Here is a 23021-nt window from a genome sequence, read left to right on the forward strand (position 1 = left end):
CGGGCCAAACGTACGCCCGCCGACATGTACATCCGGCACCAGCCGAATTAGTGGAAGGATCGCCCCTCATGGCGAAGCTCAGCCAGGAAGACCTGCTCGCGCAGTTCGAGGAGATGACCCTCATCGAGCTCTCCGAGTTCGTGAAGGCCTTCGAGGAGAAGTTCGACGTCACCGCCGCCGCCCCGGTCGCCGTTGCCGCCGCCGGTGCCCCGGGTGCCCCGGCCGCCGAGGCCGCTGAGGAGAAGGACGAGTTCGACGTCATCCTCACCGGCGCCGGCGACAAGAAGATCCAGGTCATCAAGGTCGTGCGCGAGCTGACCTCCCTGGGCCTGAAGGAGGCCAAGGACCTCGTGGACGGCGCTCCGAAGCCGGTCCTCGAGAAGGTCGCCAAGGACGCCGCCGAGAAGGCCGCCGAGTCCCTCAAGGGCGCCGGCGCCTCCGTCGAGGTCAAGTGACCCGACGAGCCGTTGCGACGCGCCGCTAGGCGCGCGGCTCGGCTCGCGCGTGCGGGCGCTGTCAAAGCGCTGTTGACGCATACGCACTGAAGGGCGATCACCCATCCGGGTGGTCGCCCTTCGGCGTTCCCGGCCCTCCCGGGAGGGCAGCCTTGCGCTGTCGGCCGCGACGAGTATGGTGATCTTCGTTGCGCCTCCGGCCGCCGGGTGAGGGGCTCCACGTGACAATGGCAGCACCCGGTTCGGGCTTGGAAGGCCTTGACGAACTGCACGCAGCGCGCAATTCTCAGGACGCGTCGTCACAACGGTCCATATCCGAGGCATGGATCGACGGCGAAGAGGGCAGTATCGATGTGCACTGAAGGCGTGGCTTGCCGCAGGTGTTGAGAACAACTTGCCGCAGGTGTTGAGAACAATGAGGGTCTCCCAAAACCCGCACTGGACATCAGTGGGCCGAGTGGCTACACTGACCCTTTGCGCTGCCTGTTAGCTGCCTCCTGCCCGTCACCAGGGGCATGCCCATGTATGAGCACAGTGGACCGAAGCCACCCCGCCTGGGGTTCTCTGTCCCTGTACCCAGCGTGGGACCGGTACGCGCGTAGTGAGTCCGAGCCCTCGGAAGGACCCCCTCTTGGCCGCCTCGCGCACTGCCTCGACCGCGAATACGAACAACGGCGCCAGCACCGCCCCGCTGCGCATCTCCTTTGCAAAGATCAAGGAGCCCCTCGAGGTTCCGAACCTTCTTGCTCTGCAGACCGAGAGCTTTGACTGGCTGCTCGGCAATGACGCGTGGAAGGCTCGTGTCGAGGCGGCTTTGGAAAGCGGACAGGACGTCCCCACCAAGTCCGGTCTGGAGGAGATCTTCGAGGAGATCTCCCCGATCGAGGACTTCTCCGGGTCGATGTCGCTGACCTTCCGCGACCACCGCTTCGAGCCCCCGAAGAACTCCATCGACGAGTGCAAGGAGCGCGACTTCACCTACGCGGCTCCGCTGTTCGTCACTGCGGAATTCACCAACAACGAGACCGGTGAGATCAAGTCTCAGACGGTCTTCATGGGTGACTTCCCCCTCATGACCAACAAGGGCACCTTCGTCATCAACGGCACCGAGCGTGTCGTGGTGTCGCAGCTGGTCCGTTCGCCCGGTGTCTACTTCGACTCCTCCATCGACAAGACGTCCGACAAGGACATCTTCTCGGCCAAGGTCATCCCGTCCCGTGGTGCCTGGCTGGAGATGGAGATCGACAAGCGCGACATGGTCGGTGTGCGCATCGACCGCAAGCGCAAGCAGTCCGTGACCGTTCTGCTCAAGGCGCTCGGCTGGACCACCGAGCAGATCCTCGAGGAGTTCGGCGAGTACGAGTCCATGCGCGCCACCCTGGAGAAGGACCACACCCAGGGCCAGGACGACGCGCTGCTCGACATCTACCGCAAGCTGCGTCCGGGCGAGCCCCCGACCCGTGAGGCCGCGCAGACGCTGCTCGAGAACCTCTACTTCAACCCGAAGCGCTACGACCTCGCCAAGGTCGGCCGCTACAAGGTCAACAAGAAGCTGGGCGGCGACGCCCCGCTGGACGCCGGGATCCTGACCGTCGAGGACATCATCTCGACGATCAAGTACCTGGTGAAGCTGCACGCCGGTGAGACCGAGACGGTCATGGGCGACAACAACGCCTCGATCGTCGTCGAGACCGACGACATCGACCACTTCGGCAACCGTCGTCTGCGCAACGTCGGCGAGCTCATCCAGAACCAGGTCCGCACGGGTCTGGCTCGTATGGAGCGCGTCGTGCGCGAGCGCATGACGACTCAGGACGTCGAGGCGATCACGCCGCAGACGCTGATCAACATCCGGCCGGTCGTCGCCTCCATCAAGGAGTTCTTCGGCACCAGCCAGCTGTCCCAGTTCATGGACCAGAACAACCCGCTGTCGGGTCTCACCCACAAGCGCCGTCTGTCGGCTCTTGGCCCGGGTGGTCTGTCCCGTGAGCGGGCCGGCTTCGAGGTCCGTGACGTGCACCCGTCCCACTACGGACGCATGTGCCCGATCGAGACCCCTGAAGGCCCGAACATCGGTCTGATCGGTTCGCTCGCCTCGTACGGCCGCGTCAACGCGTTCGGCTTCGTCGAGACGCCGTACCGCAAGGTCACCGACGGCCAGGTCACCGATGAGGTGGACTACCTGACCGCCGATGAGGAGGACCGCTTCGTCATCGCGCAGGCCAACGCGCCGCTGACCGACGAGCTCCGGTTCGCCGAGGCACGCGTGCTGGTCCGCCGCCGTGGCGGCGAGGTCGACTACGTCGCGCCCGACGACGTGGACTACATGGACGTCTCGCCGCGCCAGATGGTGTCGGTCGCGACCGCCATGATCCCGTTCCTCGAGCACGACGACGCCAACCGTGCCCTCATGGGCGCGAACATGATGCGGCAGGCCGTGCCGCTGATCAAGTCCGAGGCACCGCTCGTCGGTACTGGCATGGAGTACCGCTGCGCGGTCGACGCCGGCGATGTGCTGAAGGCCGAGAAGGACGGTGTGGTCCAGGAGGTCTCCGCGGACTACATCACCACCGCCAACGACGACGGCACGTACACCACGTACCGCCTCGCCAAGTTCTCGCGCTCCAACCAGGGCACCTCCGTCAACCAGAAGGTCGTCGTGGACGAGGGCGACCGGATCGTCACCGGCCAGGTGCTGGCCGACGGTCCGGCGACCGAGAACGGCGAGATGGCGCTCGGCAAGAACCTGCTCGTGGCGTTCATGCCGTGGGAGGGTCACAACTACGAGGACGCGATCATCCTGTCGCAGCGCCTCGTGCAGGACGACGTCCTCTCCTCGATCCACATCGAGGAGCACGAGGTCGACGCCCGTGACACCAAGCTCGGCCCGGAGGAGATCACCCGGGACATTCCGAACGTCTCCGAGGAGGTCCTCGCCGACCTCGACGAGCGCGGCATCATCCGCATCGGTGCCGAGGTCATCGCCGGTGACATCCTCGTCGGCAAGGTCACGCCCAAGGGTGAGACCGAGCTGACGCCCGAGGAGCGCCTGCTGCGCGCGATCTTCGGTGAGAAGGCCCGTGAGGTCCGTGACACCTCGCTGAAGGTGCCGCACGGCGAGACCGGCAAGGTCATCGGCGTTCGCGTCTTCGACCGCGAGGAGGGCGACGAGCTTCCGCCCGGTGTGAACCAGCTGGTGCGCGTGTACGTGGCGCAGAAGCGCAAGATCACCGACGGTGACAAGCTCGCCGGCCGTCACGGCAACAAGGGTGTCATCTCGAAGATCCTGCCGATCGAGGACATGCCGTTCCTGGAGGACGGCACCCCGGTCGACATCATCCTCAACCCGCTGGGTGTCCCGTCCCGAATGAACCCGGGACAGGTCCTGGAGATCCACCTCGGCTGGCTCGCCAGCCAGGGCTGGGACGTCTCCGGCCTGGCGGACGAGTGGGCGGAGCGCCTGCAGGTCATCGGCGCCGACCAGGTCGACCCGCGTACGAACGTGGCGACCCCGGTCTTCGACGGTGCCCGTGAGGACGAGCTGGCCGGTCTGCTGGAGCACACCATCCCGAACCGCGACGGCAACCGCATGGTCCTGCCGTCCGGCAAGGCGCGGCTGTTCGACGGCCGCTCCGGTGAGCCGTTCCCGGACCCGATCTCCGTCGGGTACATGTACATCCTCAAGCTGCACCACCTGGTCGACGACAAGCTGCACGCCCGCTCGACCGGCCCGTACTCGATGATCACCCAGCAGCCGCTGGGTGGTAAGGCTCAGTTCGGTGGCCAGCGCTTCGGTGAGATGGAGGTGTGGGCGCTGGAGGCTTACGGCGCCGCGTACGCCCTCCAGGAGCTGCTGACCATCAAGTCCGACGACGTCACCGGCCGCGTGAAGGTCTACGAGGCCATCGTCAAGGGCGAGAACATCCCCGAGCCCGGCATCCCCGAGTCCTTCAAGGTGCTCATCAAGGAGATGCAGTCCCTGTGCCTCAACGTGGAGGTGCTGTCCTCGGACGGCATGTCCATCGAGATGCGCGACACCGACGAGGACGTCTTCCGCGCCGCGGAGGAGCTCGGCATCGACCTGTCCCGGCGCGAGCCGAGCAGCGTCGAAGAGGTCTGACGGGTCTGGCCGGGGCCTCCCTGAGGTCCCGGCCACGCCCCGGACCCGTACAGACCATTGATTGAGACACGACCCTGAGAGGGATTGACGCATAGTGCTCGACGTCAACTTCTTCGACGAGCTCCGGATCGGCCTGGCCACCGCTGACGATATCCGCCAGTGGTCCCACGGCGAGGTCAAGAAGCCCGAGACCATCAACTACCGCACCCTCAAGCCCGAGAAGGACGGCCTCTTCTGCGAGAAGATCTTCGGCCCGACCCGGGACTGGGAGTGCTACTGCGGCAAGTACAAGCGCGTCCGCTTCAAGGGCATCATCTGTGAGCGGTGCGGCGTCGAGGTCACTCGCGCCAAGGTGCGCCGTGAGCGGATGGGCCACATCGAGCTGGCCGCTCCCGTCACCCACATCTGGTACTTCAAGGGCGTCCCGTCGCGGCTGGGCTACCTGCTCGACCTCGCCCCGAAGGACCTCGAGAAGGTCATCTACTTCGCCGCGTACATGATCACGTACGTGGACGAGGAGCGCCGTACGCGTGACCTGCCCTCGCTGGAGGCCCATGTCTCCGTCGAGCGCCAGCAGGTCGAGAACCGCCGCGACGCCGACCTCGAGGCCCGCGCCAAGAAGCTCGAGGCCGACCTGGCCGAGCTCGAGGCCGAGGGTGCCAAGGCCGACGTGCGCCGCAAGGTGCGCGAGGGTGCCGAGCGCGAGATGAAGCAGCTGCGCGACCGCGCCCAGCGCGAGATCGACCGTCTCGACGAGGTGTGGAACCGCTTCAAGAACCTCAAGGTCCAGGACCTCGAGGGCGACGAGCTGCTCTACCGCGAGCTGCGTGACCGCTTCGGCACGTACTTCGACGGTTCGATGGGTGCCGCGGCGCTGCAGAAGCGCCTGGAGTCCTTCGACCTCGAGGAGGAGGCCGAGCGCCTCCGCGAGATCATCCGTACCGGCAAGGGCCAGAAGAAGACCCGTGCGCTCAAGCGCCTGAAGGTCGTCTCCGCGTTCCTGCAGACCAGCAACAGCCCCAAGGGCATGGTTCTGGACTGCGTCCCGGTGATCCCGCCGGACCTGCGTCCGATGGTGCAGCTGGACGGTGGCCGCTTCGCGACCTCCGACCTGAACGACCTGTACCGCCGTGTGATCAACCGCAACAACCGTCTGAAGAGGCTCCTGGACCTCGGCGCGCCCGAGATCATCGTCAACAACGAGAAGCGCATGCTTCAGGAGGCTGTTGACGCCCTCTTCGACAACGGTCGTCGCGGCCGTCCGGTCACCGGTCCCGGTAACCGCCCGCTGAAGTCCCTCAGCGACATGCTGAAGGGCAAGCAGGGTCGTTTCCGTCAGAACCTGCTCGGTAAGCGAGTCGACTACTCGGCGCGTTCCGTCATCGTCGTCGGCCCGCAGCTCAAGCTGCACCAGTGCGGTCTGCCCAAGGCCATGGCGCTGGAGCTCTTCAAGCCGTTCGTGATGAAGCGCCTGGTCGACCTGAACCACGCGCAGAACATCAAGTCGGCGAAGCGCATGGTCGAGCGCGGCCGCACGGTCGTGTACGACGTGCTCGAAGAGGTCATCGCCGAGCACCCGGTGCTGCTGAACCGTGCACCGACCCTGCACCGCCTCGGCATCCAGGCCTTCGAGCCGCAGCTGGTCGAGGGCAAGGCCATCCAGATCCACCCGCTCGTCTGCACCGCGTTCAACGCGGACTTCGACGGTGACCAGATGGCCGTGCACCTGCCGCTGTCCGCGGAGGCGCAGGCCGAGGCCCGCATCCTGATGCTGTCCTCGAACAACATCCTCAAGCCCGCTGACGGCCGTCCGGTGACGATGCCGACCCAGGACATGGTCCTCGGTCTGTTCTTCCTCACCACCGACGGTGAGATGCGGGACGTCAAGGGCGAGGAGCGCTCCTTCTCCTCCGTGGCCGAGGCGATCATGGCGTTCGACGCCGGCGAGCTCTCGCTGCAGTCGCGCGTGGACATCCGCTTCCCGGTGGGCACCATCCCGCCGCGCGGCTGGACCCCGCCGGCGCGTGAGGAGGGCGAGCCGGAGTGGCAGCAGGGTGACACCTTCCGCCTGCGGACGACCCTGGGCCGCGCGCTCTTCAACGAGCTGCTGCCCGAGGACTACCCGTTCGTCGACTACGAGGTCGGCAAGAAGCAGCTCTCCGAGATCGTCAACGACCTCGCCGAGCGCTACCCGAAGGTCATCGTGGCGGCGACGCTCGACAACCTGAAGGCGGCCGGCTTCTACTGGGCCACCCGTTCCGGCGTCACCGTCGCCATCTCCGACGTCGTCGTTCCCGAGGCGAAGAAGGAGATCGTCAAGGGCTACGAGGCGCAGGACGAGAAGGTCCAGAAGCAGTACGAGCGCGGTCTGATCACCAAGGACGAGCGCACGCAGGAGCTCATCGCGATCTGGACCAAGGCGACCAACGAGGTCGCCGAGGCGATGAACGACAACTTCCCGAAGACCAACCCGATCTTCATGATGGTGAACTCGGGTGCACGAGGCAACATGATGCAGATGCGTCAGATTGCCGGTATGCGTGGTCTGGTGTCGAACGCGAAGAACGAGACGATCCCGCGTCCGATCAAGGCGTCGTTCCGTGAGGGTCTGTCCGTGCTGGAGTACTTCATCTCCACGCACGGTGCCCGTAAGGGTCTCGCGGACACCGCTCTGCGTACCGCCGACTCGGGTTACCTCACCCGTCGTCTGGTCGACGTCTCCCAGGACGTCATCATCCGCGAGGAGGACTGCGGCACCGAGCGCGGTCTGAAGCTGCGGATCGCCACGCGCGACGCCGATGGCACGCTGCGCAAGGCGGACGACGTCGAGACCAGCGTCTACGCCCGCATGCTCGCCGAGGACGTCGTCATCGACGGCAAGGTGATCGCGCCGGCCAACGTGGACCTGGGCGACGTGCTCATCGACCAGCTGGTGCGCCACGGTGTCGAGGAGGTCAAGACCCGCTCGATCCTGACGTGCGAGTCCCACGTCGGCACCTGCGCCATGTGCTACGGCCGCTCGCTGGCCACCGGCAAGCTGGTCGACATCGGTGAGGCGGTCGGCATCATCGCCGCCCAGTCCATCGGTGAGCCCGGTACCCAGCTGACGATGCGTACCTTCCACACCGGTGGTGTGGCCGGTGACGACATCACCCAGGGTCTGCCCCGTGTCGTCGAGCTCTTCGAGGCCCGTACCCCGAAGGGTGTCGCCCCGATCTCCGAGGCCTCCGGCCGCGTCCGGATCGAGGAGACCGAGAAGACCAAGAAGATCGTCGTCACCCCGGACGACGGCAGCGACGAGACGGCGTTCCCGATCTCGAAGCGCGCCCGTCTCCTGGTGTCCGAGGGCGACCACGTCGAGGTGGGCCAGAAGCTCACCGTGGGTGCCACCAACCCGCACGACGTGCTGCGCATCCTGGGTCAGCGGGCCGTCCAGGTCCACCTGGTCGGCGAGGTCCAGAAGGTCTACAACTCGCAGGGTGTGTCGATCCACGACAAGCACATCGAGATCATCATCCGGCAGATGCTGCGCCGTGTGACGATCATCGAGTCCGGCGACGCAGAGCTGCTGCCGGGCGAGCTCGTGGAGCGCTCGCGCTTCGAGACCGAGAACCGTCGTGTGGTCCAGGAAGGCGGCCACCCGGCCTCCGGCCGTCCGCAGCTGATGGGTATCACCAAGGCCTCGCTGGCGACCGAGTCGTGGCTGTCGGCGGCGTCCTTCCAGGAGACGACCAGGGTCCTCACGGATGCGGCGATCAACGCCAAGTCCGACTCCCTGATCGGCCTCAAGGAGAACGTCATCATCGGTAAGCTCATCCCGGCCGGTACGGGTCTGTCCCGCTACCGCAACATCCGGGTCGAGCCGACCGAGGAGGCCAAGGCCGCGATGTACTCGGCCGTGGGCTACGACGACATCGACTACTCGCCGTTCGGTACGGGGTCTGGGCAGGCCGTGCCGCTGGAGGACTACGACTACGGTCCGTACAACCAGTAAGCGGGTCGCTTGAGTCGAAGGGCGGCCACCCCTCGGGGTGGCCGCCCTTCGGCGTTGCCGCCGTCGTTGCCTGCTGCTGCTGCTGCTGCTGCTGCTGCTGCCGCTGCCGCTGTGCCTGTGCGGGCACCCTTGGTACTGCGCGCGCCCCCCGCTGGGTGCGGAACCCTTGTCGCACGGCGAACCCGCCGTCGTGGGCTGTGCCCACCCTCCCCCAGCTACCGCTGGGAGGTGCCCCCAGCCCTGCGGAACGCCTGCCCACAGGGGTGTCGGACGGCTGCCCGCAGCGGTGTGGGACGTCTGCCCACGGTGGGGCCTGCGGGAGGCCTGCGCGCCGCAGCGGTAGCGTCAGGGCATTTGTTTTGACCGGAGTGGATGCGATAGGTACGCTCAGACCTTGTGCCTGGGGTGTGCCCTGGCTCCCGTGCGTGCCTGCAACCGTAGGGGAAGCCGTAAGCGCCGCACCGCAATCTGCCGCCCTTTCCGCCTCGCAGCGGGGGTCTGCAGTATTCGACACACCCGACCGCGTGGGTCGGCGAAGTTCCAGGTTAGCTTTACTACTCGGCACACAGAAACCGGAGAAGTAGTGCCTACGATCCAGCAGCTGGTCCGGAAGGGCCGGCAGGACAAGGTCGAGAAGAACAAGACGCCCGCACTGGACGGTTCCCCCCAGCGCCGCGGCGTCTGCACGCGTGTGTTCACGACCACCCCGAAGAAGCCGAACTCGGCCCTGCGTAAGGTCGCGCGTGTGCGTCTGACCAGTGGGATCGAGGTCACCGCTTACATTCCGGGTGAGGGACACAACCTGCAGGAGCACTCCATCGTGCTCGTGCGTGGCGGCCGTGTGAAGGACCTGCCTGGTGTTCGCTACAAGATCATCCGCGGATCCCTTGACACCCAGGGTGTCAAGAACCGCAAGCAGGCCCGCAGCCGCTACGGCGCCAAGAAGGAGAAGTAAGAATGCCTCGTAAGGGCCCCGCCCCGAAGCGCCCGGTCATCATCGACCCGGTCTACGGTTCTCCTCTGGTGACCTCCCTCATCAACAAGGTGCTGCTGAACGGCAAGCGCTCCACCGCCGAGCGCATCGTCTACGGCGCCATGGAGGGTCTGCGCGAGAAGACCGGCAACGACCCGATCATCACCCTGAAGCGTGCGCTTGAGAACATCAAGCCCACCCTCGAGGTCAAGTCCCGCCGTGTCGGTGGCGCGACCTACCAGGTGCCGATCGAGGTCAAGCCCGGCCGCGCCAACACTCTCGCGCTCCGCTGGCTCGTGGGTTACTCCCGTGCCCGTCGCGAGAAGACCATGACCGAGCGTCTGCTGAACGAGCTGCTCGACGCCTCCAACGGCCTCGGCGCTGCCGTGAAGAAGCGCGAGGACACCCACAAGATGGCCGAGTCCAACAAGGCCTTCGCGCACTACCGCTGGTAGTCGCTACCCCATCGAGAACCGAGAGAAGACTGAAGCCTTATGGCTACCACTTCACTTGACCTGGCCAAGGTCCGCAACATCGGGATCATGGCCCACATCGACGCGGGCAAGACGACGACCACCGAGCGGATCCTGTACTACACCGGTGTCTCGTACAAGATCGGTGAGGTCCACGACGGCGCTGCCACGATGGACTGGATGGAGCAGGAGCAGGAGCGTGGCATCACGATCACGTCTGCTGCCACCACCTGTCACTGGCCGCTCGAGAACGTCGACCACACGATCAACATCATCGACACCCCGGGCCACGTCGACTTCACCGTCGAGGTGGAGCGCTCGCTGCGCGTGCTCGACGGTGCTGTGACGGTGTTCGACGGCGTCGCCGGTGTGGAGCCGCAGTCCGAGACCGTGTGGCGTCAGGCGGACCGCTACGGCGTTCCGCGTATCTGCTTCGTCAACAAGCTCGACCGTACGGGCGCCGAGTTCCACCGCTGCGTCGACATGATCACGGACCGCCTCGGCGCGACCCCGATCGTGATGCAGCTGCCGATCGGTGCCGAGGCCGACTTCAAGGGCGTCGTCGACCTGGTCACGATGAAGGCGTTCGTGTGGTCCGCCGAGACCGCCCTTGGCGAGGCGTACGACATCGTCGACATCCCGGACACGCACCGCGAGGCCGCCGACGAGTGGCGCGGCACGCTCCTGGAGACCGTCGCCGAGAACGACGAAGAGATGATGGAGCTGTACCTGGAGGGCGAGGAGCCCACCGTGGAGCAGCTGTACGCGGCGATCCGTCGCATCACCATCGGCTCCGGCAAGGGCGGCGGCACCACCGTCACCCCCGTGTTCTGTGGCACCGCCTTCAAGAACAAGGGTGTCCAGCCGCTGCTCGACGCCGTTGTCCGCTACCTTCCGTCGCCGCTCGACATCGAGGCGATCGAGGGCCACGCGGTCAACGACCCGGAGGAGATCGTCAAGCGCAAGCCCTCCGAGAGCGAGCCGCTGTCGGCGCTGGCGTTCAAGATCGCGAGCGACCCGCACCTCGGCAAGCTGACCTTCGTCCGGGTGTACTCCGGCCGCCTCGAGGCGGGTTCTCAGGTGCAGAACTCCGTCAAGGGCAAGAAGGAGCGCATCGGCAAGATCTACCGGATGCACGCCAACAAGCGTGAGGAGATCGACTCGGTGGGTGCCGGCGACATCGTCGCCGTCATGGGTCTGAAGCAGACCACCACCGGTGAGACCCTCTGCGACCCGGCGAACCCGGTGATCCTCGAGTCGATGGACTTCCCGGCCCCGGTCATCCAGGTCGCCATCGAGCCCAAGTCGAAGGGCGACCAGGAGAAGCTGGGCATCGCGATCCAGCGCCTGGCCGAGGAAGACCCCTCCTTCAAGGTGCACACCGACGAGGAGACCGGCCAGACCATCATCGCGGGCATGGGCGAGCTGCACCTGGACGTGCTGGTCGACCGCATGAAGCGCGAGTTCAAGGTCGAGGCCAACGTCGGCAAGCCGCAGGTCGCGTACCGCGAGACCCTCCGCAAGGCGGTCGACCGGTACGACTACACCCACAAGAAGCAGACCGGTGGTTCCGGTCAGTTCGCGAAGGTGCAGATCGCGCTCGAGCCTCTCGAGGGCGACGGCTACGAGTTCGTCAACAAGGTCACCGGTGGCCGTATCCCGAAGGAATACATTCCTTCCGTGGACGCGGGCTGCCAGGAGGCCATGGAGTTCGGTGTGCTCGCCGGCTACCCGCTCACGGGTGTCCGCGTGGTCCTCCTCGACGGTGGCTACCACGAGGTCGACTCCTCCGAGATGGCCTTCAAGGTCGCCGGTTCGATGGCCTTCAAGGAGGCCGCGCGCAAGGCCTCCCCGGCCCTGCTCGAGCCGATGATGAAGGTCGAGGTGACGACGCCCGAGGACTACATGGGCGACGTCATCGGCGACATCAACTCCCGTCGCGGTCAGATCCAGTCCATGGAGGACCGTCACGGTGCCAAGCTCGTCACGGGCCTGGTCCCGCTGTCGGAGATGTTCGGCTACGTCGGCGACCTCCGCAGCAAGACGTCGGGTCGCGCGAGCTACTCGATGCAGTTCGACTCCTACGCCGAGGTTCCGCGGAACGTCGCCGAGGAGATCATCGCGAAGGCCAAGGGCGAGTAACTCACCGAGTCAGACTCAATCGAGTTCACACCTTAGGCTTGACTCCGGAGCCTGCTGGGGCATTCCACCGCAACCGCGGCGGAATGCCCCGGGCCCCGGCTTTCCAGCAAAGATCACCTGGCGCCGATGAGTAAGGCGTACAGAACCACTCCACAGGAGGACCCCAGTGGCGAAGGCGAAGTTCGAGCGGACTAAGCCGCACGTCAACATCGGCACCATCGGTCACATCGACCACGGTAAGACGACCCTCACGGCCGCCATTACCAAGGTGCTGCACGACGCGTACCCGGACCTGAACGAGGCCTCGGCCTTCGACCAGATCGACAAGGCTCCTGAGGAGCGCCAGCGCGGTATCACCATCTCCATCGCGCACGTCGAGTACCAGACCGAGACGCGTCACTACGCCCACGTTGACTGCCCCGGTCACGCGGACTACATCAAGAACATGATCACGGGTGCGGCGCAGATGGACGGCGCCATCCTCGTTGTCGCCGCCACGGACGGCCCGATGCCGCAGACCAAGGAGCACGTGCTCCTGGCCCGCCAGGTCGGCGTTCCGTACATCGTTGTCGCCCTGAACAAGGCCGACATGGTGGACGACGAGGAGATCCTGGAGCTCGTCGAGCTCGAGGTCCGTGAGCTGCTCTCCGAGTACGAGTTCCCGGGCGACGACCTGCCGGTCGTCAAGGTCTCGGCGCTCAAGGCCCTTGAGGGCGACAAGGAGTGGGGCCAGTCCGTCCTCGACCTGATGAAGGCCGTCGACGAGAACATCCCGCAGCCTGAGCGTGACGTCGACAAGCCGTTCCTGATGCCGATCGAGGACGTCTTCACGATCACCGGTCGTGGCACCGTTGTCACCGGCCGTATCGAGCGCGGTGTCCTCAAGGTCAACGAGACCGTCGACATCGTGGGCATCAAGCCGGAGAAGACCACCACCACGGTCACCGGCATCGAGATGTTCCGCAAGCTGCTCGACGAGGGCCAGGCCGGTGAGAACGTCGGTCTGCTGCTCCGCGGCATCAAGCGCGAGGACGTCGAGCGCGGCCAGGTCATCATCAAGCCGGGCTCGGTCACCCCGCACACCGAGTTCGAGGCCCAGGCCTACATCCTGTCCAAGGACGAGGGTGGCCGCCACACGCCGTTCTTCAACAACTACCGTCCGCAGTTCTACTTCCGTACGACTGACGTGACTGGTGTTGTGACCCTTCCCGAGGGCACCGAGATGGTCATGCCGGGCGACAACACTGAGATGAAGGTCGAGCTCATCCAGCCCGTCGCCATGGAGGAGGGCCTGAAGTTCGCCATCCGTGAGGGTGGCCGGACCGTGGGCGCCGGCCAGGTCACCAAGATCACGAAGTAAGACTCTTACTTCGTGATCGGGGAGACCCGGCGCTCCTAGGGGCATCCGAAAGGGCCCGTACGACTTCGGTCGTGCGGGCCCTTTCGCTGTCTTCAACCGGATGGGGAGGGGTGCCTCAAAGAGCTGAAAATTTTTCGGCACTGTAGACCCATTGTTTCCGGGAAATTATCGCTCCACCATGTGGCACGGCAGTCGGCGCACGCATCTGCCGCCCCAACCCGGAGGAGCGCTTGATGGAGAGGTCTGTCCCTTCGCGGCCCAGCCGCAGAGCCCTTCTGGGGACGGGTGCGGGCGCCGGTCTCGGTGCCCTGACCCTGTCGGCCCTCGGAACTCTTCCAGGGCTTTCCGGCGTCGCGCAGGCTGCCTCGGCAGAGGCCGGCGGGGTTCGGCCGACGGATCCCGGTTCCTACATCTCCTTCACGGCGAGGACGGGCGCCTTTCCTCTCGTACGCGACGGGCGGGCCGTGCCGCTCGTGGTGAGCACCGACGACCACACCGGGGTCGTGCGCGTGGCGGGCGATCTCCGGGACGACATCGAGCGCGTCACGGGCGTGCGTCCGCGCCTGGTGAAGGACGTCGTCCCGAGCGACCGCGAGATCACCCTGATCGGCACCATCGGCCGCAGCCCCCTGATCGACGGCCTCGTCGAGGCAGGCAAGCTCGATGTCGGCGGGATCAGCGGCAAGTGGGAGACGTCCCTGCAGACCGTGGTCGAGCAGCCGCTGCCGGGAGTAGAGCGCGCACTTGTCATCGCGGGCAGCGACCCGCGCGGCACGATCTTCGGTGCGTACGACGTCTCGCTCGGGATCGGCGTCTCGCCCTGGTACTGGTGGGACGACGTCCGCCCGGTCCACCGCGACGCGCTGTACGTCCTGCCGGGCCGCCACACCCAGGGCACCCCGGCAGTGAAGTACCGCGGCATCTTCATCAACGACGAGAACCCGGCCCTCGGCACCTGGGCGCCCGCCTACTTCGGCCCCGGCAAGGCGCAGGGCTTCCCGGGCGGCTTCAACGCCGACTTCTACGCCAAGGTCTTCGAGGTCCTGCTGCGTCTGAAGGCGAACTACCTCTGGCCGGCGGTGTGGGGCCGGGCCTTCGCCGAGGACGACCCGCAGAACCACGCCCGCGCCACGGAGTACGGGATTGTCATGGGCACCTCTCACGAGGCGCCCATGATGCGGGGCATCGAGGAGTGGAACCGGCACGCCGTCGCCGCCAAGCGCGACAGCAGCGGGGCCATCACGACCCCGGGCCATGACCCGTACGGCGGCACCGGCGAATGGTCTTTCCGGCGCAATACCGAGGCCATCAAGGCGTACTGGACGGACGGCATCCGCCGCATGGTCGACCAGGACTTCGAGGGCGTGGTGACCCTCGGCATGCGCGGCAACGGCGACACCAGCCTGCCCGACGGCGACGCCATCGAGCTGATGCAGGAGATCATCGCGACCCAGCGCGAGATCATCGCCGAGGTCACCGGCAAGGACCCCGCCTCGATCCCGCAGGTGTGGACCCTCTACAAGGAGGTGCAGCGCTACTGGGACCGGGGCCTGCGCGCCCCCGACGACGTCACCGTCGTCCTGACCGACGACAACTGGGGCAACATCCGCAAGCACCCGGACCCGTCGGAGCCCGCGCGCAGCGGCGGCTACGGCCTCTACTACCACTTCGACTACGTGGGTGCCGGCCGCAACTACAAGTGGGTGGACACCACGTCGCTGCCGAACATGTGGGACCAGCTGCGCCAGGCCATCGCCTACGGCAACCACGGCCTGTGGGTCACCAACGTCGGCGACCTCAAGGGCAACGAACTGCCCACCCAGTTCTTCCTCGACTACGCCTGGAGCCCGGGCCGCTGGGGGCTGGAGGACATCCCCGTGTGGGAGCGCCGCTACGCCCGGCAGAACTTCGGCGAGGCCCAGGCCTCCGCGATCGCCGAGGTGCTCGCCACGTACGCCCAGCTCCAGTCACGCCGTAAGCCCGAGTCACTCAATCGCCGTATCACCGTGAACCCGGCGAAGGACCCGGCCAAGGACTCCTCGGCGATCGTGTTCGACGACAAGGCCACGCCGTTCTCGGTAACCGGTCACCGTGAGCTGGAGCGGGTCACCGACGAGTGGCGCAAGCTCGCCAAGGCCGCCGACCGCATCGCGCGGCATCTGCCGGAGGCCGAACAGGACGCCTGGTTCGAGCTCGTCGGCTACGAGGTGCAGGCCACCGCGAACGTGTACGCACTGCGCGAGGCCCAGTTCACCAACCTGCACTACGCGCGGCAGGGCCGTGCCGCCACCAACGATCTGGCGGCCGCCGCCGAGGCCCGGCTCGCCGAGGACTTCGCGCTGGCCGACCGCTTCAACACCCAGGTGGCGGGCGGCAAGTGGAAGGGCTTCCAGACCCAGCCGCACATCGGCTACGGCGATGTGGAGCGCTACGGCCCGAACGCCTCCTGGCAGCAGCCCGAGAAGAACAACGTCGCCCTCCCGGATGAGATCTTCCCGGCGGTCAAGCGCATCGAGGTGCCGGACGCAGCGGACATGGGCGTGGCGATCGACGGCTCGGACGAGTGGTGGCCGGGGGCCGAGGGCTCGTCGGTCCTGCCCGTCTTCAGCCCGTACCAGACACGCCCCGACCAGTACATCGAGGTCTTCAACCGGGGCCGGGAGCCCTTCGACTACCGCATCACGCCGTCCGTGCCGTGGATCACGGTCGACCGGCCGGAGGGCCGGATCGACCAGCAGGTGCGGGCGAACGTGACCGTGGACTGGTCGAAGGCGCCGCGCGGGCGGACGGAGGCGGACATCACCGTGCACGGGCCCGACGGCGCCACGGTCACCGTCACGGCGATCGCCGAGCACCCGTCCGCACGCGGCCTCAGCGGTTTCGTCGAGGCCGGCGGCTATGTCGCCATCGACGCGGAGCACTGCACGCGCGCGGTCGGCGCCGGGGACATCCGCTGGCAGCGCGTCGACCGCGTCGGCCGTACGGGCGCCGGCATGACGCCCGTCCCGGTCACCGCCGCCCGCCAGACGCCCGGCGGCAGCTCGCCCCGCCTGGAGTACGAGGTGACCCTGCACGCCCCCGGCCAGGTCACGGTGTGGGCGTACCTCTCGCCGCGCAACCCGGCCCTGCCCACCGGCGGCCTGCGCTACGCGGTCTCTTTCGACGACGACACCCCGGGGACCGTGGACATCACCGCGGTGACCGGTGCCGACGACGGAGCCATGAACGCCCCGTGGGCCCGCAACACCTCCGACAACGTCAACCTCACCGCCACCGGGCACACCATCGCCCAGGCCGGAGTGCACCGCCTCAATTTCTGGATGGTCGACCCGACCGTCGTACTCCAGCGCCTGGTGATCGACACCGGTGGCCTCACGCCCACGTACCTCGGGCCTCTGGAGAGCCACCGCGTGCGCTGACCAGCACCACCGCCCGTACTACCCGTACCGGCGAACAATCCGTACCGACGAAGGAAGAACATGACGCGTTTCCGCACGCCCATCGCAGCAACCGCCCTGCTCAGCGCCGTACTCATGGTCACCGGGACGCAGGCGGCCTCAGCCGCCGACCAGGACCCCAGCCTCCGCCAGCTCGCGGGCCGCGCGGACCTCCTGATCGGTACTGCCGTGAACACGTCGGCCCTGGCCGACGACACCGCGTACCGGAAGTCGACCGCCAAGGAGTTCAGCTCCGTCACGGCCGAGAACGTCATGAAGTGGGAGGCCGTCGAGCCGGAGCGCGGGGTGTACGACTGGTCCGAGGCCGACGACCTCATCCGCTTCGCCCACGACAACGGGCAGGCCGTACGCGGCCACACCCTGGTCTGGCACAGCCAGCTGCCGACGTGGCTGACCTCGGGCGTCGCCGACGGCTCGATCGACTCGGACGAGCTGCGCGCGATCCTGAAGAACCACATCACCACCCAGGTCAAGCACTTCAAGGGCAAGATCTACCAGTGGGACGTCGTCAACGAGGTCTTCGAGGAGGACGGCACCCTGCGCAACTCGATCTGGCTCCAGAAGCTCGGCCCGTCCTACATAGCCGACGCCTTCCGCTGGGCCCACGAGGCCGACCCCAAGGCGAAGCTGTTCGTGAACGACTACAACGTCGAGGGCATCAACGCGAAGTCCACGGCCTACTACGAGCTGGCCAAGCAACTGAGGGCGGAGGGCGTCCCGGTCCAGGGCTTCGGCATCCAGGGCCACCTCGGCATTCAGTACGGCTTCCCGGGCAACGTCGCCGCGAACCTGAAGCGCTTCGACGACTTGGGGCTGGAGACCGCCTTCACGGAGGTCGACGTCCGGATGATCCTGCCCGTCGACGACACCAAGCTGGCCCGCCAGGCCGACGACTACCGCCGCCTGCTCGACGCCTGCCTGGCCACGACCGGCTGCAAGTCCTTCACCGTCTGGGGCCACACCGACAAGTACAGCTGGATCCCCGGCGTGTTCGACGGCCAGGGTGCCGCGAACCTGCTGGACGAGAACTACGCGCCGAAGCCGGCGTACTCCGCGGTCCGTGAGGAGCTGGCCTCGGGCCGCTGATCCCGTCGACCATATGGGTGCCCCGGCCGCTCGGTCGGGGCACCCGCGTGTGGGGGAGCAGCCCGGAGCGTCGTTCCGCGGTCATCCCGCCTGTGGCGCAGGCACCCAATGGTTTGATCCGAGACCGGCACCGGGTACGCTCTTCGGCTCGATTGGCGATGGCCCCGTCCCGTATGGCAGACTATCGGGGTTGCTCGGTTGAGTGCCGATGCTGCGCGCCTCCCGCCGGGAGGACCGGAAGCGAGTCCCACAGTACTCGTCGCCTCTTCTCAGGGGCGGAAGTACGGGAATCTTCCGGGAAGCGTCAGCGGGGTACCGGCCAGGCACCCGGCGGGTGGTCTCACCCCCGCACCGCGGTCGACGATCGCACCCCCTAGCAGGGAAATCCATCCGGATATCCGTGTCAGCGGGGCAGCGACACGCCCGACCGCGGGGGTCGGAGAAGAGGCCCGGCTTTCACGAGCCGGCCCTCCGGGTTCCAGAGCGTTTACGAGAGACAGGACTACGAAGTAGCCATGGCGGGACAGAAGATCCGCATCCGGCTCAAGGCCTACGACCACGAGGTCATCGACTCCTCGGCGAAGAAGATCGTCGAGACGGTGACCCGCACTGGTGCGTCGGTCGCGGGCCCGGTGCCGCTGCCCACTGAGAAGAACGTGTACTGCGTCATCAAGTCGCCGCACAAGTACAAGGACTCGCGCGAGCACTTCGAGATGCGCACGCACAAGCGCCTGATCGACATCCTCGACCCGACGCCCAAGACCGTTGACTCTCTGATGCGACTCGACCTCCCGGCCGGTGTCGACATCGAGATCAAGCTCTGAGGCCGGTGATCTGAGAATGGCTAAGCAGATCAAGGGCATCCTGGGCGAGAAGCTCGGCATGACGCAGGTGTGGGACGAGAACAACCGTGTTGTTCCGGTCACCGTCGTCAAGGCCGGCCCCAACGTCGTCACCCAGGTCCGTACGAACGACACCGACGGCTACGAGTCGGTCCAGATCGCCTTCGGCGAGATCGACCCGCGCAAGGTGAACAAGCCCCTCAAGGGCCACTTCGCCAAGGCCGATGTCACCCCCCGTCGTCACCTCGTCGAGATCCGTACCGCTGACGCCAGCGAGTACACCCTCGGCCAGGAGATCACCGCCGAGACCTTCGAGGCGGGCGTCAAGGTGGACGTGACCGGCAAGAGCAAGGGCAAGGGCTTCGCCGGTGTCATGAAGCGCCACAACTTCCGTGGCCTCGGCGCCGGGCACGGCACCCAGCGCAAGCACCGCTCTCCCGGTTCCATCGGTGGCTGCGCCACCCCGGGCCGCGTGTTCAAGGGCCTCCGCATGGCGGGCCGCATGGGCAACGAGCGGGTCACCACCCAGAACCTGACCGTCCACGCCGTTGACGCGGAGAAGGGTCTGCTGCTCATCAAGGGCGCGGTTCCCGGTCCGAACGGCGGCCTCGTCCTGGTCCGCACCGCGGCCAAGGGGGCCTGAGGTAACCGATGAGCACTGTTGACATCCTTTCGCCGGCAGGCGACAAGGCCGGTACCGTCGAGCTCCCCGCGGAGATCTTCGACGCCAAGGTCAGCATTCCGCTGATCCACCAGGTCGTCGTCGCCCAGCTGGCCGCTGCCCGCCAGGGCACGCACAAGACGAAGACCCGCGGCGAGGTCCGCGGCGGTGGCAAGAAGCCGTACCGCCAGAAGGGCACCGGCCGCGCCCGCCAGGGTTCGACCCGTGCGCCGCAGTTCGCCGGCGGTGGCGTCGTCCACGGCCCGCAGCCGCGTGACTACTCGCAGCGGACCCCGAAGAAGATGAAGGCCGCCGCCCTGCGCGGTGCCCTCACCGACCGGGCCCGCAACAACCGCATCCACGTCGTCTCCGGCGTGGTCGAGGGCGAGATCTCCACCAAGGCCGCGAAGAACCTGCTCGGCAAGATCTCGGAGCGCAAGAACGTGCTCCTGGTCGTCGAGCGGAACGACGAGGCCGCGCTGCTCTCCGCCCGCAACCTGCCCCAGGTGCACATCCTGGAGCCGGGCCAGCTGAACACGTACGACGTGCTCGTCTCGGACGACGTGGTCTTCACCCAGGCCGCCTTCGAGTCCTTCGTGTCTGGCCCCAAGGCCGATGAGACCGAAGGGAGCGAGGCCTGATGGCTACGCGTCACCCGAGCATTGCCCCCAAGGCCGCCAAGGCCGCGAAGGCCGCGCGCATCGCCAAGGCGAAGCGCCACGCCACCGAGGGCAAGAACACCGTTGAGACCCCGCTGAGCAAGAGCTTCACGGACCCCCGTGACGTCCTCCTCAAGCCGGTCGTCTCCGAGAAGAGCTACGCGCTCCTCGACGAGGGCAAGTACACCTTCATCGTCGACCCGCGTGCCAACAAGACCCAGATCAAGCAGGCCGTCCAGGCGGTCTTCTCGGTCAAGGTCACCGGGGTCAACACGATCAACCGCCAGGGCAAGCGCAAGCGGACCCGCACGGGCTTCGGCAAGCGTGCCGACAGCAAGCGCGCGATCGTGACCCTCGCCGAGGGCGACCGTATCGACATCTTCGGCCAGGCCTCCTAACGGAGCGCCCTGGTCCGATATCGGACGAGGACTGAGAAATGGGTATCCGCAAGTACAAGCCGACGACTCCGGGCCGTCGTGGCTCCAGCGTCGCCGACTTCGTCGAGGTCACGCGGTCCACGCCGGAGAAGTCGCTGGTCCGCCCGCTGCACAGCAAGGGCGGCCGTAACAACGCCGGTCGTGTGACCGTTCGCCACCAGGGTGGCGGACACAAGCGCGCCTACCGAGTGATCGACTTCCGTCGTCACGACAAGGACGGCGTGCCGGCGAAGGTCGCGCACATCGAGTACGACCCCAACCGCACCGCGCGCATCGCGCTGCTGCACTACGCGGACGGCGAGAAGCGCTACATCCTCGCCCCGCGCAACCTGTCGCAGGGCGACCGCGTCGAGAACGGTCCTGGGGCCGACATCAAGCCGGGCAACAACCTGGCGCTCCGCAACATCCCGGTCGGTACCACGATCCACGCGATCGAGCTCCGTCCCGGTGGCGGTGCCAAGTTCGCCCGCTCCGCCGGTGCCTCCGTGCAGCTGCTGGCGAAGGAGGGCCAGATGGCCCACCTTCGTATGCCGTCCGGTGAGATCCGCCTGGTCGACGTGCGCTGCCGCGCCACCGTCGGCGAGGTCGGCAACGCCGAGCAGTCGAACATCAACTGGGGCAAGGCCGGCCGTAAGCGCTGGCTGGGCGTCCGCCCGACCGTTCGCGGTGTGGCGATGAACCCGGTTGACCACCCGCACGGTGGTGGTGAGGGCAAGACCTCCGGTGGTCGCCACCCGGTCTCCCCGTGGGGTCAGAAGGAGGGTCGTACTCGTTCGCCGAAGAAGGCTTCGAGCAAGTACATCGTCCGCCGCCGCAAGACGAACAAGAAGCGCTAGGAGCGGGTTTAGATGCCGCGCAGTCTCAAGAAGGGGCCCTTCGTCGACGACCACCTGATCAAGAAGGTGGACGCACAGAACGAAGCCGGTTCCAAGAACGTCATCAAGACCTGGTCCCGTCGCTCGATGATCATCCCGGCCATGCTGGGCCACACGATCGCGGTGCACAACGGCAAGACCCACATTCCGGTGTTTGTCACCGAGTCGATGGTCGGCCACAAGCTCGGCGAGTTCTCGCCGACGCGCACCTTCCGGGGTCACGTCAAGGACGACCGGAAGTCGAAGCGCCGCTAGTAGCGGGGTGGAATGACCATGACAGACACTGGAAGGACAACCATGGAAGCCAGGGCCCAGGCGCGGTACATCCGCGTCACGCCCATGAAGGCCCGCCGCGTGGTGGACCTTATCCGTGGCATGGACGCCACGGAGGCTCAGGCGGTCCTGCGTTTCGCCCCGCAGGCCGCGAGCGTGCCGGTCGGCAAGGTGCTTGACAGCGCCATCGCCAACGCCGCGCACAACTACGACCACACCGACGCCGACAGCCTCTTCATCTCCGAGGCCTACGTCGACGAGGGTCCGACCCTGAAGCGGTTCCGTCCGCGTGCCCAGGGCCGTGCCTACCGGATCCGCAAGCGGACCAGCCACATCACCGTGGTCGTCAGCAGCAAGGAAGGAACCCGGTAATGGGCCAGAAGGTTAACCCGCATGGGTTCCGGCTCGGCATCACCACGGACTTCAAGTCCCGCTGGTACGCCGACAAGCTGTACAAGGACTACGTCAAGGAAGACGTCGCCATCCGTCGGATGATGACGTCCGGCATGGAGCGCGCCGGCATCTCGAAGGTTGAGATCGAGCGCACCCGTGACCGCGTGCGGGTGGACATCCACACCGCGCGTCCCGGCATCGTCATCGGCCGCCGTGGCGCCGAGGCCGACCGCATCCGCGGCGACCTCGAGAAGCTCACGGGCAAGCAGGTCCAGCTGAACATCCTCGAGGTCAAGAACCCCGAGACCGACGCTCAGCTGGTTGCCCAGGCCGTTGCCGAGCAGCTGTCGTCCCGCGTCTCCTTCCGCCGCGCCATGCGTAAGAGCATGCAGTCGGCGATGAAGGCGGGCGCCAAGGGCATCAAGATCCAGTGTGGTGGCCGTCTCGGCGGCGCCGAGATGTCCCGCTCGGAGTTCTACCGCGAGGGCCGTGTGCCCCTGCACACGCTCCGCGCGAACGTCGACTACGGCTTCTTCGAGGCCAAGACGACCTTCGGCCGCATCGGTGTGAAGGTCTGGATCTACAAGGGCGACGTCAAGAACATCGCCGAGGTCCGCGCCGAGAACGCTGCTGCCCGCGCCGGCAACCGCCCGGCCCGTGGCGGCGCCGACCGCCCGGCCCGTGGTGGCCGCGGTGGCGAGCGTGGCGGTCGCGGTCGTAAGCCGCAGCAGCAGTCGGCTCCGGCTGCCGAGGCCCCCAAGGCCGAGGCTCCCGCCGCTGCCGCTCCGGCTGAGAGCACCGGAACGGAGGCCTGACCGAC

At 66.9% G+C, this 23021-nt stretch carries 17 protein-coding genes; all 17 read left to right on the top strand.

Annotated features, from left to right (window positions below; genetic code table 11):
* Positions 1-68: 68 nt before the first annotated feature.
* On the top strand, positions 69-455 hold the full coding sequence (rplL, locus tag ACSMXV_RS24765) for a 50S ribosomal protein L7/L12 (protein WP_181659077.1): 387 nt from the start codon (positions 69-71) through the stop codon (positions 453-455).
* A 631-nt stretch (positions 456-1086) separates the two neighbouring features.
* Positions 1087-4575: a DNA-directed RNA polymerase subunit beta gene (gene rpoB, locus ACSMXV_RS24770; protein WP_181659078.1), complete on the top strand. Its 3489-nt coding sequence runs from the start codon at positions 1087-1089 to the stop codon at positions 4573-4575.
* 94 nt (positions 4576-4669) lie between these two features.
* Positions 4670-8569, top strand: coding sequence for a DNA-directed RNA polymerase subunit beta' (locus ACSMXV_RS24775; protein ID WP_473173458.1), 3900 nt, complete (start codon positions 4670-4672; stop codon positions 8567-8569).
* A gap of 583 nt (positions 8570-9152) precedes the next feature.
* On the top strand, positions 9153-9524 hold the full coding sequence (gene rpsL, locus ACSMXV_RS24780) for a 30S ribosomal protein S12 (protein WP_007823146.1): 372 nt from the start codon (positions 9153-9155) through the stop codon (positions 9522-9524).
* A gap of 2 nt (positions 9525-9526) precedes the next feature.
* Positions 9527-9997 (top strand): 30S ribosomal protein S7, encoded by a 471-nt coding sequence (rpsG, locus tag ACSMXV_RS24785; protein WP_003992340.1) that lies wholly within the window; start codon positions 9527-9529, stop codon positions 9995-9997.
* A gap of 39 nt (positions 9998-10036) precedes the next feature.
* On the top strand, positions 10037-12157 hold the full coding sequence (fusA, locus tag ACSMXV_RS24790; protein ID WP_473173459.1) for an elongation factor G: 2121 nt from the start codon (positions 10037-10039) through the stop codon (positions 12155-12157).
* A gap of 166 nt (positions 12158-12323) precedes the next feature.
* Positions 12324-13517, top strand: a complete 1194-nt coding sequence (gene tuf / locus ACSMXV_RS24795) for an elongation factor Tu (RefSeq protein ID WP_181659081.1) — start codon at positions 12324-12326, stop codon at positions 13515-13517.
* 233 nt (positions 13518-13750) lie between these two features.
* Positions 13751-16936 (top strand): glycosyl hydrolase 115 family protein, encoded by a 3186-nt coding sequence (locus ACSMXV_RS24800; protein WP_473173460.1) that lies wholly within the window; start codon positions 13751-13753, stop codon positions 16934-16936.
* A 60-nt stretch (positions 16937-16996) separates the two neighbouring features.
* The gene (locus ACSMXV_RS24805) at positions 16997-18061 is read left to right on the top strand and encodes an endo-1,4-beta-xylanase (protein WP_473173461.1); all 1065 of its coding nucleotides are present in this window, start codon (positions 16997-16999) and stop codon (positions 18059-18061) included.
* Between the two features lie 515 nt (positions 18062-18576).
* Complete coding sequence (rpsJ, locus tag ACSMXV_RS24810) at positions 18577-18885, top strand: 30S ribosomal protein S10 (RefSeq protein WP_003948644.1); 309 nt, start codon at positions 18577-18579, stop codon at positions 18883-18885.
* 16 nt (positions 18886-18901) lie between these two features.
* Positions 18902-19546 (top strand): 50S ribosomal protein L3, encoded by a 645-nt coding sequence (gene rplC / locus ACSMXV_RS24815; RefSeq protein ID WP_181659083.1) that lies wholly within the window; start codon positions 18902-18904, stop codon positions 19544-19546.
* Between the two features lie 8 nt (positions 19547-19554).
* On the top strand, positions 19555-20205 hold the full coding sequence (gene rplD / locus ACSMXV_RS24820; protein WP_181863399.1) for a 50S ribosomal protein L4: 651 nt from the start codon (positions 19555-19557) through the stop codon (positions 20203-20205).
* Complete coding sequence (gene rplW, locus ACSMXV_RS24825; RefSeq protein WP_181659085.1) at positions 20205-20621, top strand: 50S ribosomal protein L23; 417 nt, start codon at positions 20205-20207, stop codon at positions 20619-20621. Before rplD ends, rplW begins: the two co-directional genes overlap by 1 nt.
* Positions 20622-20659: 38 nt before the next feature.
* Positions 20660-21496 carry a 50S ribosomal protein L2 gene (rplB, locus tag ACSMXV_RS24830; RefSeq protein ID WP_473173462.1) on the top strand — a complete coding sequence of 279 codons (837 nt, stop codon included), beginning with the start codon at positions 20660-20662 and terminating at the stop codon, positions 21494-21496.
* Positions 21497-21508: 12 nt separating this feature from the next.
* On the top strand, positions 21509-21790 hold the full coding sequence (rpsS, locus tag ACSMXV_RS24835) for a 30S ribosomal protein S19 (protein WP_010986346.1): 282 nt from the start codon (positions 21509-21511) through the stop codon (positions 21788-21790).
* A 42-nt stretch (positions 21791-21832) separates the two neighbouring features.
* Entirely contained in the window at positions 21833-22180 is a 348-nt protein-coding gene (rplV, locus tag ACSMXV_RS24840) for a 50S ribosomal protein L22 (RefSeq protein WP_003974262.1), read from the top strand.
* Entirely contained in the window at positions 22180-23016 is an 837-nt protein-coding gene (rpsC, locus tag ACSMXV_RS24845; protein ID WP_473173463.1) for a 30S ribosomal protein S3, read from the top strand. The genes rplV and rpsC overlap by 1 nt, the downstream gene beginning before the upstream one ends.
* Positions 23017-23021: the final 5 nt, after the last annotated feature.

The organism is Streptomyces sp. DSM 42067 (genome assembly GCF_055792885.1).

Excerpts from the sequence above, each read along its gene's own strand:
- rplL (WP_181659077.1), top strand. The coding sequence starts at position 69 with ATGGCGAAGCTCAGCCAGGAAGACCTGCTCGCGCAGTTCGAGGAGATG.
- rpsG (WP_003992340.1), top strand. The coding sequence starts at position 9,527 with ATGCCTCGTAAGGGCCCCGCCCCGAAGCGCCCGGTCATCATCGACCCG.
- fusA (WP_473173459.1), top strand. The coding sequence starts at position 10,037 with ATGGCTACCACTTCACTTGACCTGGCCAAGGTCCGCAACATCGGGATC.
- ACSMXV_RS24800 (WP_473173460.1), top strand. The coding sequence starts at position 13,751 with ATGGAGAGGTCTGTCCCTTCGCGGCCCAGCCGCAGAGCCCTTCTGGGG.
- ACSMXV_RS24805 (WP_473173461.1), top strand. The coding sequence starts at position 16,997 with ATGACGCGTTTCCGCACGCCCATCGCAGCAACCGCCCTGCTCAGCGCC.
- rpsJ (WP_003948644.1), top strand. The coding sequence starts at position 18,577 with ATGGCGGGACAGAAGATCCGCATCCGGCTCAAGGCCTACGACCACGAG.
- rplC (WP_181659083.1), top strand. The coding sequence starts at position 18,902 with ATGGCTAAGCAGATCAAGGGCATCCTGGGCGAGAAGCTCGGCATGACG.
- rplD (WP_181863399.1), top strand. The coding sequence starts at position 19,555 with ATGAGCACTGTTGACATCCTTTCGCCGGCAGGCGACAAGGCCGGTACC.
- rplW (WP_181659085.1), top strand. The coding sequence starts at position 20,205 with ATGGCTACGCGTCACCCGAGCATTGCCCCCAAGGCCGCCAAGGCCGCG.
- rplB (WP_473173462.1), top strand. The coding sequence starts at position 20,660 with ATGGGTATCCGCAAGTACAAGCCGACGACTCCGGGCCGTCGTGGCTCC.
- rpsS (WP_010986346.1), top strand. The coding sequence starts at position 21,509 with ATGCCGCGCAGTCTCAAGAAGGGGCCCTTCGTCGACGACCACCTGATC.
- rplV (WP_003974262.1), top strand. The coding sequence starts at position 21,833 with ATGGAAGCCAGGGCCCAGGCGCGGTACATCCGCGTCACGCCCATGAAG.
- rpsC (WP_473173463.1), top strand. The coding sequence starts at position 22,180 with ATGGGCCAGAAGGTTAACCCGCATGGGTTCCGGCTCGGCATCACCACG.